Source organism: Cupriavidus sp. IK-TO18 (genome assembly GCF_015549295.1).
In the GTDB taxonomy this organism is placed as follows: Bacteria; Pseudomonadota; Gammaproteobacteria; order Burkholderiales; family Burkholderiaceae; genus Cupriavidus; species Cupriavidus oxalaticus_A.
In genome coordinates, this window is record NZ_JADGMP010000006.1 from 64265 (window position 1) to 76518 (window position 12254).

Consider the following 12254-nt stretch of genomic DNA (forward strand, 5'->3'; position numbering starts at 1 on the left):
AGCATACGTCATATTTATTATGATATCAGCCAACCCATCCCAGCTTGCCTCCGATGTCGAACTCCCGGCGCCGCTTCGCCCGTCTGAACTGGATCCCCTCGCCGAGCAGGCCGCAGACGCGCTTCGCCGCGAAGGCGAGTCGCCCAACACCGTGGCGAGCTACCGCTCAGCCCTGCGCTACTGGGCTGCCTGGCACGGGTTGCGTTACCGCCAGCCGGCCCGCCTTCCGCTTGCTCCTGCCGTCGTGGTTCAGTTCATCGTCGACCACGCTACGCGGCAGACGCCGCACGGGCCTGTTTGCGAGCTGCCCCCGGCGATCGACCAGGCGCTGGTCGCTGATGGATACAAGGCACGACCCGGCGCGCCCGCGCTGTCCACGCTGACGCACCGGCTTGCTGTGCTCGCCAAGGCCCACCGCTTGCAGCAGTTGCCCAATCCGTGTGCCGACGCGTCGGTGCGCGAGCTGATGTCCGGCATCCGGCGCGCCTATGCGCGCCGCGGACAACGCCAGGCGCGCAAGGCCGCGCTGACGCGCGACCCGCTGCTGCGGCTGCTCGCCACCTGCGACGACTCGCTGCGCGGCATGCGCGACCGCGCGCTACTGCTGTTCGCATGGGCCAGCGGCGGCCGCCGCCGTTCCGAGGTCGCGCGCGCGACGGTGGAGAACCTGACGCGCATCGCACCGGGTGAATTTGTCTACGTGCTGGGCTGGTCCAAGACCAACCAGTCAGGCCGCGATCATGCCGATGCCGCCAAGCCCGTGAGCGGTGCAGCGGGGCAGGCGCTGGAGGCATGGCTGGCCGCATCGGGCATTGCGAGCGGACCGCTGTTCCGGCGCATCCGGCGCGGGGGCCATGTGGGTGAAGGGCTGTCCGACGGATTGTCCGACGCTGCCGTGAGCCGCATCGTCAAGGCGCGCTGCGCACAGGCGGGACTGGAGGGCGACTACTCAGCGCATTCGCTGCGCGCGGGTTTCGTCACCGAAGCGGCATCGCAACAGGTGCCGCTGGCCGAGACCATGGCAATGACAGGCCACGCCAGCGTCGCCACGGTGGTGCGTTATTTCCGCGCGGCGGACATGCAGCGCTCGCGCGCGGCGGACCTGCTCGGGGAAGCGGAAGAGAAAAACGGCTAGCGGGCGCAGAACGCGCCGCAAATGCGGGTATTTCGCTATCCCCGTGCGCTGGCCCGGGATGCGCCCGGTGCCTATACTGGCAGGCGCGCCGGCAATGCCAGATGCGATGGCCGGCAGCACCCTGAGATCCGGGCCACGTGATGGCGACCCGCCCGGACAAGCCCGCGATGTGCGCCGCAAGCGTGCCGGAGCGACCGAGCCGGCTGCCGGGCCATACCAGTGGAAACACGGAGATGGGCATGCCCAATGAACAATTCCTCGCCACCCAGGAAACTCGCCGCTCGGGGCTGCAAGCCTTGCGGGCGGCCTTGCTGCAAGTTCACAAGGAAGTCATCGGCTACGACCGCAGCCAGTACGAAAGGCTGAACGGCCCGATCCCTGCCGGACTGTTTGTCCAGCTGGTCACGGAGGACAACTTCTTTCGCTGGCTCGATCCGCTGTCGCGGCTGATCATCGAGGTCGATGAGGAACTTGAATCGAGGGAACATCACGACGACACCTGCCGCGCCGTGGCGCGCGCTGCCGAAAAGCTCTTCAGCGACGGCGCCGATCCGGGTTTTCGCAAGCGCTACCAGGAAGCATTGCAGGATGAGTCGGGCGTGATCGTGGCGCACGGGCGCCTGATGTCCGTGATCGGCCAGTTGCGGCAGCTGCCTTAGCTGCCTTAGCTGCCTTAGCTGCCTTAGCTGCCTTAGCTGCCTTAGCTGCCTTAGCTGCCTTAGCTGCCTGGCTGCCGTAGCGTCTGGTCCGGACACAGCGTCAGGCGCCCGGCGGTAGCGCCCCTCGTCTTCAAACGGGATGGCCGGGAGCCGTGCGCCCTGGTCATCCCCGCAGCCATCCTTGCCGGACATCTGTCACCGGCCCCTGCCTCCGCCACGTCCGCCAGCGGCCCAGCCGCCTCTGCCACGACCGCCGCCGCCATGCCAGCCGTGGTGTCCATGGTGTCCGTGCTTCCAGCCGTGACCGCCGCCATAGATAAATGCAAAGCTGCCGTAGTAGCTGCCATATCCGGGGCCGTAATAGGGGTAGCCGGGCGTGACCGGGTAGCCGCTGTAGTACGGCGAGCTGACCGGGTATGCGGGATAGGCCAGGTAGTCGTCGCCGGCATAGGGGTAGGGATAGGCCACGCACCCGCTGACCAGCGCCGCCGCAAGCAACACTCCATAACCGTAACGCATAGGTCCTCCTTGCATCGCCAGCCTGGATTGCGGGCACAGGGTTAGACCGCAGCGGCTGGCATGCAATTCAACCGGCTTGCACCGGCGCCCGGCCCGCGATTTGCGATGACTTGGCAAGCACTGCGCCCAGCACAATGCGAGTAACGACAATTCAGGGACATATTTAGGAATTGTCCGATATTCGCATGAGAAAGCCCGTATTACATTGCCCTTGCACCCGGCCCGCGGGTGCCCCGACAGAGCCAGGTTGCCCCCCTTCCTGGTTCCTTTCACTGCCACGATGGTCCCCGCCATCGTGGCAATTTTTTTGGCCGCGACGCGGGCTTACAGGCCCTTCTCGACCATTTCCAGCAACCGTTGCCCGAGCGGCTCCGCCATTTCGCGCGCGCGGCTGCGTAACGGGCCGTCGATCAGCAGGATCGCCAGGCCGTGCACGGCGGACCAGGCCAGGTACTCGGCGCCGGGCCGCCGCTCGGGTGGTAAGGCACCGGCCTCCACCAGCTTGTCGAGCGCGGCGCCAAGAAGCTGGAACGGATTGAGTCCGCTGTTGCCCGCCTTAGCGGGATCGGCGTCATCCTCGACTTCATCTGGCACGGAGAATGCCGTGCGGAACAGGCCGGTTTCCGCCAGCGCGAAGCGAAGGTACCCCGTGCCGACCGCGCGCAGGCATGCGCGCGCATGGGCAGCCGCGCCACGGCCCGGGCGCAGTCCGCCGATCTCGGCCTCCATGGCGATCGCCAGCGACGACAAGGCCGACGCCCGCACCGCCTGCAGCAGGTCCTGCCGGCTGGCAAAGTGCCGGTACGCCGCATTGGGAACGACGCCGGCGCGGCGCGTGGCTTCGCGCAGCACGATGGCGTCGGGGCCGCCTTCGCGGGCCAGGTCGATGCCGGCGTCAAGCAAGGCTCGGCGCAGGTCGCCATGGCGGTAAGTGGCGCGCGCCGGCGGCGCGGGGACGGCCGGCTTCATGCGGTTCCCCTGTGATGCTGGATTCGGTTCATTATCTGTAGGCGCTTATAGTGAACAGTGTACACAAGCAAAGCGCCACCGGCTTGCCGCAGGCCGGCATCCGCAGCCGGAATCAGAGGATGGGGGCGAACAACTTGGCCACGTGCATGGCCACGCGCAGCGGCGCGGGCGCGCCCAGGAACTCTTCCAGCCCGACCCGTCTGGCGTTGGCAAAATCGGTTTCCAGCATGGCCGCCACGTCGGCAGCGAAGCCCTTGTCCGCCGTCATCACCATCAGCTCGAAGTTGAGCCGGAACGAACGGTTGTCGAGGTTTGCCGTGCCCACCGCGGCGGCTTCATCGTCGATCAGAATCACCTTCTGGTGCAGGAAGCCCGGCTGGTAGCGATACAGCTTTATTCCGGCGGCGACTGCCTGATATGCATAGATGGTCGACGCGGCGTAGACGACCAGGTGATCGGGACGCGCCGGTATCAGGATGCGGACATCGACGCCGCGCAGCACCGCCAGCCGCAGCACGGCGAACACCGCCTCATCCGGCACGAAATACGGCGACGTGATCCACAGCCGGTGCCGCGCCGACTGGATCGCCTCGACAAAGAACAGCGAACACGTTTCCTGCGAGTCCGCGGGACCGGTTGGCACCACCTGGCAGGTCATGCGGCCGCCCACCTCGGGTGGCGGCATCAGCAGATGCGGGACTTCGCGCGCGGCCCAGTACCAGTCTTCGGCAAAGGACATCTGCAGGTCCAGCACGGCACTGCCGCGCAATGCGATATGGGTGTCGCGCCACGGCGCCAGCGGCGGACGCTCTCCCAGGTATTCCACGCCGACATTGTGGCCACCGATAAACGCCTCGCGCCCGTCCACGACGACCAGCTTGCGATGGTTGCGGAAGTTGAGCTGGAAGCGGTTGACGAAGCCGCGATGCGTGGAAAACGGCCGCGCATCGACGCCCGCCTCGAGCAGCGTGCGCACGTAGCGGCGCGGCAGCGCATGGCAGCCGATGCTGTCGAACAGGAAGTAGACCTCGACGCCGGCCCGCGCGCGCTCGCACAGCAGCGCCTGCAGGCGCCGGCCCAGCGCATCGTCGTGGACGATGAAGAACTGCACGATCAACACCTGCCGGGCCTGGGCGATCGCGGCAAAGATGGCATCGAAGGTCTGCGTGCCGTTGACCAGCAGGCGCACGTCGTTGTTGGCCAGGCATGGCATGCCGGTCAGCCGCGGCAGCGCGCGCATGCAGAGTTGCGTCGGCGCGTGCACCACGCAGGCGCTGCGGGCCTCGCGTTCGCGCGGGGTCATGCCGTGGCGGATCTCGCGCAGCCGGTCGTCATTGAAGCGCCGCGCATCGACATAGCCGGCAAAGGTGCTGCGCCCGAAGATCAGGTACGGGACCAGCGTGAAGTACGGCATCATCACCAGCGACCCCGCCCAGGCGATCGCGCCAGGCGCGGTGCGCACCGTCATGACGGCGTGCAGCGCCGCCATCACGCCGACGACGTGAAAGGCCAGGAGGATGAAGGCGATGACACTCGGGCTCTGCAGCATCGGTGGCTTGAGTCCCCGGACCGGAACACGATGCGCGCTATTTTGGCACACCGCGGGCCGGATGTTGATGCCGCGTCGCACGCCTGCCTTCTTTTTTGGCACGCCGACGGGATGACGGTGCCATGCGGCCGCCAGGCATGGTGCAGGCCCGTTGTCCACAGGATCTGTGGACAACTTCTGCGCTCTCGCTCCCCCCAGGCCATCATTGGCTGCCCCTTACCGCGCCGGAACAAAAAGGGCAAAAACGGCGAACTGTTCGGAAAGGTCCGATTGATCCACGGCATCAGGCTTTTTACCCTTTGAGGCCGCAAGGTGCTCCGTCATTCGCAGCCTGGCATGCGCCGCGCTTCGGTTCCGATCCCGTTCAACGCTGTCCGATAGCCGCCTCCTTCCTGCCGTTCTCACACCCCGTCACGCTCGCTTCGTATGCCGTCGCCGATCACTATTGCGCTGCTGCTGGGCAGGTCGCCCCAGTTGCAGGACGTTCCCGACCTGCTGGTGCGCTCGGGTTTTCGCTGCAGCGTCTTCGACGCGGGCCGCGACCTGATCCACAGCGCCCTGCAGCAGACCTACGACATGCTGCTGGTTCCCGACGAAGTCGCCGACATCCCGGCCATCGACGTGATCCGCGCGGTGCGCAGCGCACGCTCGCGCGATGTGCCGATCATGATACTGGGCAGCGACAGCAGCGAAGACCGCCTGGTCGACGCGCTGGATGCCGGTGCTGACGACTACATGTGCCGTCCGCTCAGCCACCGCGTGCTGCTGGCGCGCATCGCCGCGCTGCGCCGCCGCGTGACCGGCGAGCGTTTGCGCCAGGGGTTGGTGGTGCGGGCCGGCCCGTACCAGCTCAACAGCGTCGGGCGCTTCGCCACGCTGCGCGACGAGCGCATCGAAATGACGCCGAAGGAATTCGACCTGGCCATGCTGCTGTTTTCCAACGCCGGCCGGGTGCTGCCCAACAGCCGCATCGAGCAGACGGTATGGCGCCATGAACTGCCGCCGCTGTCGCGGGCGCTGGCGGGCCTGATGTCGCGGCTGCGCAAGACGCTGCGGCTTGGCATCGAGAACGGCATCATCGTCACCGTCGTCTACGCCCATGGCTATCGCCTCGATGTGCTGGAGGAAAGCAGCCTGCCGCGGCTGCCGGTAACAGGTCGTGAGCTGGCCGCGCGCAAGCCCTCTGGTTGCTAGGCCTGCAGCGCTGGCGCCAGCGACAGGAACTCGAGCACCGCCATGCCCGTGGCCGAACGCTTGGCCTCGCGCTTGGCGACTGCCGCGGCGGCGCCGATATGCTGGCTGCCCAGGCGCTGCAGCGCAGCCACGCCCTCCCCGCTGACGCACACCACGCCCGCCGCCATCGATACCGGCGGAAAGAACACCGGCAGGCCGCGCCGGTCTTCGCCCTGCATGCCGCCTGCGGCACGATCCCCCGGCGCATACATGGCGAGTGCCGCATCGTTGAAGCGCCGGATCGCCTCTCGCATCCGCGCCGGCCAGTCGCTGCTCTGGAACAGCACCAGGAAGTCGTCGCCGCCGACATGGCCAATGAAATCGCGCGCGGGGTCGCACGCCTCGGCCAGGATCGCGGCGGCGCCCTTGAGCATTTCGTCGCCCTTCCAGTAGCCGTACTTGTCGTTGAACGGCTTGAAGTGGTTCAGGTCGACATAGCACGCGTGGAACTCGCTGGCGGCGTCGATCAGGCGCTCGATATGCTGGTTGAGCGGGATATTGCCGGGCAGGAACGTCAGCGGATTGGCATAGCGTGCCGCCTCCATGCGCACTTCGGTGATCGCGCGGATCAGGTCGGCACCGGTGCCCAGCCCGATATAGCGGCCTTGCTCGGTGATCAGGAAGCCATCGGCCAGCGAGCGTGTGTTCTCTCCGGACAGGATCTGCGCCATTTCCTCCAGCGTCGCGCTGCGCTCAAAGCAGGCCGGCTCGCGGTTGGCCATGGCAATGCAGGCCTTCTTGCCATACAGCTCGCGGTGGAACGGCGCGGCGTAGCGGTCGATAAAGCCCTGGCGGCCGATGATGGCAAGCGGCCGTCCATCGTCATGGACCACCGCCACGGCATCCAGCTCGGGCTGGTTCTGGAACATGCGCAGCACCGCGTCGTTGCTGGCGGCGGGCGACACGGTCGGTGCCGGACGCAACAGCCGCCCGGCGGTCATGCCGGACCAGCCCGAGCGCACCACCTGCGGAAACACCGCGATATGCCGGGACGCCAGCGTGCGCAGCACCTGCGGTGCCACCTGCGTATCCGGGCGCGCCGACGGCCTGCCGATGTAGTAGCCCTGCGCACCGGTCACGCCGAGGTCGCGCACCACCGCAAGCTCATCCTCATGCTCGATGCCCTCGGCAATGACGCGCCCGCCAAAGGCGCTCATCATGCGCATCACCGCACGCAATATCTCCAGCCGCCGCGAGCACGAGCCGATGCCGCGTATCAGCGACTTGTCGATCTTGACGAACTGCGGCGACAGTTGCGCCAGCAGGTCCAGGTTGGCATGGCCGGAGCCGAAGTCGTCCAGCGCATACTGCATGCCCAGCTCGCGCAGCAGCGACATGGCCGTGCCGAAGCTCGCGGCATCGCCGATCGGGGTCTGCTCGGTGACCTCGATCACCAGCCGCGACGGTGCGATACCGGCGCGCAGCAATGCCCCCGACAAGCGCTCTCGATCGGCCAGCAGATGCCGCAACGTCATCGGGCTGAAATTCAGGAACAGCTTGCCCGGCAGTTCCAAACCGCGCCAGGCGGCCAGCGCGGTGCGCGCCGCCTCGATTTCCAGCGCGATGGTGTTCTCCACGCCCTGCGCCAGGCGGAACAGGGCTTCCGGCAATGCGTAAGGCGATCCCGCGGGGCCGCGGACCAGTGCTTCGTAGCCGAGCAGTTCGGCATTGCCGGCGTGCACGATCGGCTGGAACACCGCATGCAGCGGCGGGATCTGCGCGCGTGGCACCACCGGCCCGGCCGGTACGCCCGGGATGAGGAGGAACTGTGGCTGTGCGGCGTCGTGGCCGGGCATGAGTCGATCCGGGAGGCGAACAGATGGGCAGGGCAGCACGGCCCTGAGGGCGGGCCACATTGCATGACATTGATATGACAGCACGATGACAGTCCCATGCTTGTCATGTCACGGTTTCGTCACATTGATCGTTCACCATCCGTGCGCCGCCAGCGACCCTCCCGCACGAGGAAGGCGCGACGGCAAACCGGGTCAAGCCCGGGCTGCGCTGCCGCCCGCTGCGGTTGGCTGGACGCGCGCCCGTCAGGAGTCATCTCCGTGTTGCACGTCATCAAGTCAAGCCTGCCGGGCCGCCGCCCGGCTTTTGCCGCGCTGGGCCGGGCGGCCTCGCGCCTGAACCGCCTGCCGCTGGTCGCACGCCTGTGCGCCGCCTTTGCCCTGGTCTACCTGTTCGGGGCCGCGGTCGGGCTGACCGGTATCGCCAACCTGGTGTCGATCAAGGCGCGCACCGATACCCTCTACCAGCAGGACATGCATGGCGCCATGTCGGCCGAGCGTGCGCATTCGGCGCTGGCCGCACTCGGCCGCGCCCAGCTGGCGCTGACCATGGCCACCAGCGGCGCCGAGCGCGACACCGCCGCCGCCGAGATCGACCAGGCGCTGGCGCGGCTCGACACGGCGCTGGCCGGCGTGCGCCAGGCCAATGCCACGCAGGCCGGACCGCTGCTCGAGGCGCGGCAGCGCGCCGCCGAGCTGGTGCAGGGCTATGTCGCGCTGCTGCGCAAGCAGCCGCTCGATCCGCTCCAGTTTGACAGCGCGGTCTCGGTCGAGGGCCACTTTGTCACCGAGCAATTGCAGGCACTGAGCCAGCGTATCGAGGCGGTGCGCGTGCGGCAGGAGCGGCAGGCCGCCGCCACCGTGGCAAGCGTCGCCAGCAGCCAGCTGCGCGCGCAGGCGTGGATGGTGGCCCTGCTCGGCGCCAGCCTGCTGGCCGCGGCAGGGCTCGCGTGGATCGCCGCGCGCAGCCTGCGGGCCGAGCTGGGCGGCGAGCCGCGCGACGCGGCCGAGATTGCGCGGCGCATTGCCGCCGGCAACCTGACCGCCACGATCGCGCTGCATCCCGCGGATCGCAGCAGCATGCTGCACCACGTGGCGGGCATGCGCGACCAGCTCGCCGGCGTGCTGGCCCGCATTCATGGCTCCGCGCGGGAGATCGCCGCGGCCAGCCAGCAGATCGCCGCCGACAACCACGCCTTGTCGGCCCGCACACAGCTGCAGGCCAGCGCACTCGATGCCGCGGGTGCCAGCATGGAGGCGCTGGCGGGCCGCGTTGCCGACGCACACGCCCAGGCGACCGAATCGAGCCTGCTGGCCAACCAGGCGCGCACCGCCACCGATGCCGGCGCGGATGTGGTGCGGCAGATGCGCGGCGCCATGGACGCGCTGCACGGCCACTCGCGCCATATCGCGGAGATTGTCAGCGTGATCGAGGGCATCGCGTTCCAGACCAATATCCTGGCGCTCAACGCCGCCGTCGAGGCCGCCCGCGCGGGTGCGGCCGGGCGCGGCTTTGCCGTGGTCGCGCAGGAAGTGCGCGCGTTGGCCCAGCGCAGCGCCGATGCCGCGCGCGAGATCGGCGGCATCATCGGCACGGCCACGCATGAAATCGGCCTGGGCGCGCGCCTGAGCGGCGACGTGGTGGCAGCCATGGAGCGTATCGCCACCGCGGTCCAGCACAGCCATGCGCTGGCCGGAACCCTGTGCACGCTGGCCGACCAGCAGGCCGCCAGTGTGCAGGCGGCTGCCGGATCCGTCACGCAGCTGCGCCAGACCGCCCAGCAGAACGCCGCGCTGGTGGATGAGCTGGGCGGACAGGCCGGGCGCCTCGATCACCAGGCCGCGGTTCTGGCCGAGGATGTGGCGCGTTTCCGCTTCTGAACAGCCCTTTGTCGCGCGCCGTTATCGGCGATGCGTCGGACAGATGTGTCTGTCCGAAACATTTGACATGGGGAAGTAACCGGCATTTACGACTTCCTCGACAAAGTTACAGAACTGTTTCAACTGAAGCGGTGCCGGTTACGTGCAGGGCGCTGGCTGCCTAGTAATCTTGCCTCACACCAACTGAACTGGCATCCGCCCAGGAAACCATGGCTGAACGACTGATCATGCTGGACGTGCCCGGCGTCCTGTACTCCGACCGCTCCCGCGCCCGCCTCGGCGGCATTCCGGATTCGGGCACGCTGCGCGATGTCAGGTTCTTCGACCCGATCGCGCTCGGCTTCGTCCGCCGCCTGTTCGGTGTCGCCGGTGCGCGCGTGGTGGTGTCCGATGCCTGGCGTCGCGGCACGCCGGCGGCGATCCTGCAGCAGCTGGACCTGCAGATCGAGGCCATGACCCCGGCCGCCACCGGCGGCCACGGCGCAGAGATCGCCGCTTATTTTGCGCAGGCTGCGGCGCCCGTCCACTACGCGATCCTGTCATGCGCCGCGCCCGAGTCCATGCCGGAAGCCATGCGCGATCACTTGGTCAGCGTCGATCCGGCGCTCGGCCTGACGCTTGAGAACTTCCAGCAGGCGCTCAGCATCCTTGGGGTGGCCTGCCCGTCCACGGTGATGCCCGCGCCCAAGCTCGATGCCGGGCTGAAGGCCAAGCTGGAGCAGCTGCAGCAACTGGCGCGCGAGAACCCGGCGCGCTTCGCCACGGAGCAGGCTGCGCAAGTCATGCGTGAGTACGTCCACGCCTGATCCGCAGCCACCTTCGCGGCAAGCCAAGCGGGGCGCCTTCGGGCGCCCCGTTGCATTCCACGTGGCGCGCGATCCCCGCTTGTTCCCGTATCATGCTCGCTCTCGCCGGCATTCCCGCCGGCCCCATCGCCAGGATCATCCAGGATACCGCCATGCCCCACCTCGTCATCGAACTCACGGAAAACACCCGCCTGAACTGCTCGCAGGAAGAGTTGCTCGACGAAGCCAACGCCGCGCTGCTGGCATCGGGGCAGTTCCAGGAGGCCGATATCAAGTCGCGCTGCATCACGCTGTCGACTTACCGCCAGGGCGTGGATGCCGCGGAACGCGCGTTCGTCCATGCGCGCCTGTCGATCCTCGATGGCCGCGACACTGCCGTGCGCCAGGCGCTGGGCCAGGCCGTCTGCGACGTGATCGCCGACGCCGTGCGCACGGGCGTGGACGGTGGCCAGTCGGTGCAGGTATCGGTGGAAGTGTGCGAGATGCAGCGCGCCACCTTCGCCAAGCAGGTCATTGGCTGAGCCACGGCAACGCGCCGGCAATCGCCGGCCAGTAATTCCCGGCCAACAAAAAACCCGCGACCCTCTCAGGCCGCGGGCACCAGCTTCGGGGAAGACGCCGAAGCCTGTCATGGGGAGCGCCCCCGCACCCATGACGTCTGGGATTCTAGGGGGACGCCCGCGCTGGCGGATTGACCTGGATTAAATGGCCCACATTGTCCCAGCCATGAAAAAAGGAGCCGCGAGCGGCTCCTTTTTCATTGGGACAGGCTGTGGCGCAGATCAGGCCGCGGCGTCCTTCAGCTTCTTCAGCGGGCGCACCTTCACCTTGACGCTGGCCGGCTTGGCCGGGAACCAACGCTCTTCACCGGTGAACGGGTCCTTGCCGAAGCGCTTCTTCTTGGCCGGGACTTGCTGTGCCGTCACCTTCAGCAGGCCCGGCAGCGTGAATTCACCAGCGCCCTTCTTGTTCAGCGCGCTGACGATGGTGTTTTCCAGATGGGCCAGGACCGTCTTCACGGTCTTGGCTTCCAGTTCCGTCTGGGCTACCAGGTGAGCGACCAGGCTCGACTTGTTGAAGGTGTCCTTCAGCGGGCGCGCAACGGGCGCAGCGGCGGAAGCAGCCTTCTTGGCCGGCGCGGCCTTCTTGGCGGCAGCCTTCACGGGTGCCTTGGTTGCCGCGGCCTTCTTGGCAGCGGGCTTGGTTGCAGTCTTCGCGGTCGGTTTCGCTTTGGTCGCCATATCGATATACGTAAGTTGAACGATGGATGCCGGCTTCATCGTTTTGCATCGCTCAGCAGCGCTGCGCAAAACGCCTTGTCGGCGCCCACTGAATCATAGCGGAAACAACCGTAAGTCAAGGGGTTTTCGTGCATGCGAAGCGCAAAACCCCGTGAAAACCCCGGGTTTTGTCGTAGCTTTGCCTCAGTGAAAACGCGAAGAGGGCCTACGTACCCCCGTTTTGGCGTTTGCGCACGCTGCGCGACGCGAACATGCGGACCGGATTGCGTGCCTCAGCCGCGCACCGGAAGCGCAAGCAGCGGGCCTGCAAACAGCGCGCCGAGCGCGAGCAGCGGCAGCGATGCATCAGCTTGCGCCCATGCGTGCGACAGTGCCGGCAGACTGGCCTGCATGCCGAACACGCTGGCCACGCACAGCAGCGAAACCGGTGCAACGGCCGCAAGCGCCAGCGTGCGCAGAGGCCTGTTGC

12 protein-coding genes are annotated in these 12254 nt (G+C 67.5%); 6 read left to right on the top strand and 6 right to left on the bottom strand.

The features are described from left to right. Nucleotides 1–19: 19 nt before the first annotated feature. The gene (locus IPF36_RS04230) at nt 20–1135 is read left to right on the top strand and encodes a site-specific integrase (protein WP_195427383.1); all 1116 of its coding nucleotides are present in this window, start codon (nt 20–22) and stop codon (nt 1133–1135) included. Between the two features lie 233 nt (nt 1136–1368). Next, the gene (locus IPF36_RS04235) at nt 1369–1794 is read left to right on the top strand and encodes a hypothetical protein (RefSeq protein ID WP_135702592.1); all 426 of its coding nucleotides are present in this window, start codon (nt 1369–1371) and stop codon (nt 1792–1794) included. 195 nt (nt 1795–1989) lie between these two features. Here IPF36_RS04235 and IPF36_RS04240 read toward each other — a convergent pair whose 3' ends face one another. The 3 genes from IPF36_RS04240 to cls all read right to left on the bottom strand — a co-directional run bounded on the left by IPF36_RS04240 (nt 1990) and on the right by cls (nt 4831). After that, nucleotides 1990–2313: a hypothetical protein gene (locus tag IPF36_RS04240; RefSeq protein ID WP_135702590.1), complete on the bottom strand. Its 324-nt coding sequence runs from the start codon at nt 2311–2313 to the stop codon at nt 1990–1992. 324 nt (nt 2314–2637) lie between these two features. After that, nucleotides 2638–3282 (bottom strand): TetR/AcrR family transcriptional regulator, encoded by a 645-nt coding sequence (locus tag IPF36_RS04245; RefSeq protein ID WP_135702588.1) that lies wholly within the window; start codon nt 3280–3282, stop codon nt 2638–2640. A 112-nt stretch (nt 3283–3394) separates the two neighbouring features. Continuing rightward, the gene (gene cls / locus IPF36_RS04250) at nt 3395–4831 is read right to left on the bottom strand and encodes a cardiolipin synthase (protein WP_135702586.1); all 1437 of its coding nucleotides are present in this window, start codon (nt 4829–4831) and stop codon (nt 3395–3397) included. 426 nt (nt 4832–5257) lie between these two features. Here cls and IPF36_RS04255 point away from each other — a divergent pair, with 426 nt between their 5' ends. Then, entirely contained in the window at nt 5258–6025 is a 768-nt protein-coding gene (locus IPF36_RS04255) for a response regulator transcription factor (protein ID WP_218959480.1), read from the top strand. Here the strand turns inward: IPF36_RS04255 and IPF36_RS04260 are convergent. Further along, entirely contained in the window at nt 6022–7860 is a 1839-nt protein-coding gene (locus IPF36_RS04260; protein ID WP_195427384.1) for a phosphodiesterase, read from the bottom strand. The two genes, IPF36_RS04255 and IPF36_RS04260, sit on opposite strands and share 4 nt — an antisense overlap. 258 nt (nt 7861–8118) lie before the next feature. On the opposite strand from IPF36_RS04260, the gene IPF36_RS04265 reads away from it, so the two are divergent. From IPF36_RS04265 to IPF36_RS04275, 3 genes are all read left to right on the top strand, one after another. Then, on the top strand, nt 8119–9738 hold the full coding sequence (locus IPF36_RS04265) for a methyl-accepting chemotaxis protein (RefSeq protein WP_195427385.1): 1620 nt from the start codon (nt 8119–8121) through the stop codon (nt 9736–9738). Nucleotides 9739–9947: 209 nt separating this feature from the next. Continuing rightward, nucleotides 9948–10544 carry an HAD domain-containing protein gene (locus tag IPF36_RS04270; RefSeq protein WP_135702580.1) on the top strand — a complete coding sequence of 199 codons (597 nt, stop codon included), beginning with the start codon at nt 9948–9950 and terminating at the stop codon, nt 10542–10544. Nucleotides 10545–10696: 152 nt separating this feature from the next. Next, nucleotides 10697–11065 carry a 5-carboxymethyl-2-hydroxymuconate Delta-isomerase gene (locus IPF36_RS04275; RefSeq protein WP_133093198.1) on the top strand — a complete coding sequence of 123 codons (369 nt, stop codon included), beginning with the start codon at nt 10697–10699 and terminating at the stop codon, nt 11063–11065. A 261-nt stretch (nt 11066–11326) separates the two neighbouring features. Here IPF36_RS04275 and IPF36_RS04280 read toward each other — a convergent pair whose 3' ends face one another. Both IPF36_RS04280 and IPF36_RS04285 read right to left on the bottom strand, forming a co-directional pair. After that, entirely contained in the window at nt 11327–11785 is a 459-nt protein-coding gene (locus IPF36_RS04280) for an HU family DNA-binding protein (protein WP_063241379.1), read from the bottom strand. A gap of 272 nt (nt 11786–12057) precedes the next feature. After that, complete coding sequence (locus IPF36_RS04285) at nt 12058–12195, bottom strand: hypothetical protein (RefSeq protein WP_195427386.1); 138 nt, start codon at nt 12193–12195, stop codon at nt 12058–12060. Nucleotides 12196–12254: the final 59 nt, after the last annotated feature.

Coding starts and splice junctions, on each gene's coding strand:
- IPF36_RS04230 (WP_195427383.1), top strand. CDS start 20: ATGATATCAGCCAACCCATCCCAGCTTGCCTCCGATGTCGAACTCCCG.
- IPF36_RS04235 (WP_135702592.1), top strand. CDS start 1,369: ATGGGCATGCCCAATGAACAATTCCTCGCCACCCAGGAAACTCGCCGC.
- IPF36_RS04240 (WP_135702590.1), bottom strand. CDS start 2,313: ATGCGTTACGGTTATGGAGTGTTGCTTGCGGCGGCGCTGGTCAGCGGG.
- IPF36_RS04245 (WP_135702588.1), bottom strand. CDS start 3,282: ATGAAGCCGGCCGTCCCCGCGCCGCCGGCGCGCGCCACTTACCGCCAT.
- cls (WP_135702586.1), bottom strand. CDS start 4,831: ATGCTGCAGAGCCCGAGTGTCATCGCCTTCATCCTCCTGGCCTTTCAC.
- IPF36_RS04255 (WP_218959480.1), top strand. CDS start 5,258: ATGCCGTCGCCGATCACTATTGCGCTGCTGCTGGGCAGGTCGCCCCAG.
- IPF36_RS04260 (WP_195427384.1), bottom strand. CDS start 7,860: ATGCCCGGCCACGACGCCGCACAGCCACAGTTCCTCCTCATCCCGGGC.
- IPF36_RS04270 (WP_135702580.1), top strand. CDS start 9,948: ATGGCTGAACGACTGATCATGCTGGACGTGCCCGGCGTCCTGTACTCC.
- IPF36_RS04275 (WP_133093198.1), top strand. CDS start 10,697: ATGCCCCACCTCGTCATCGAACTCACGGAAAACACCCGCCTGAACTGC.
- IPF36_RS04280 (WP_063241379.1), bottom strand. CDS start 11,785: ATGGCGACCAAAGCGAAACCGACCGCGAAGACTGCAACCAAGCCCGCT.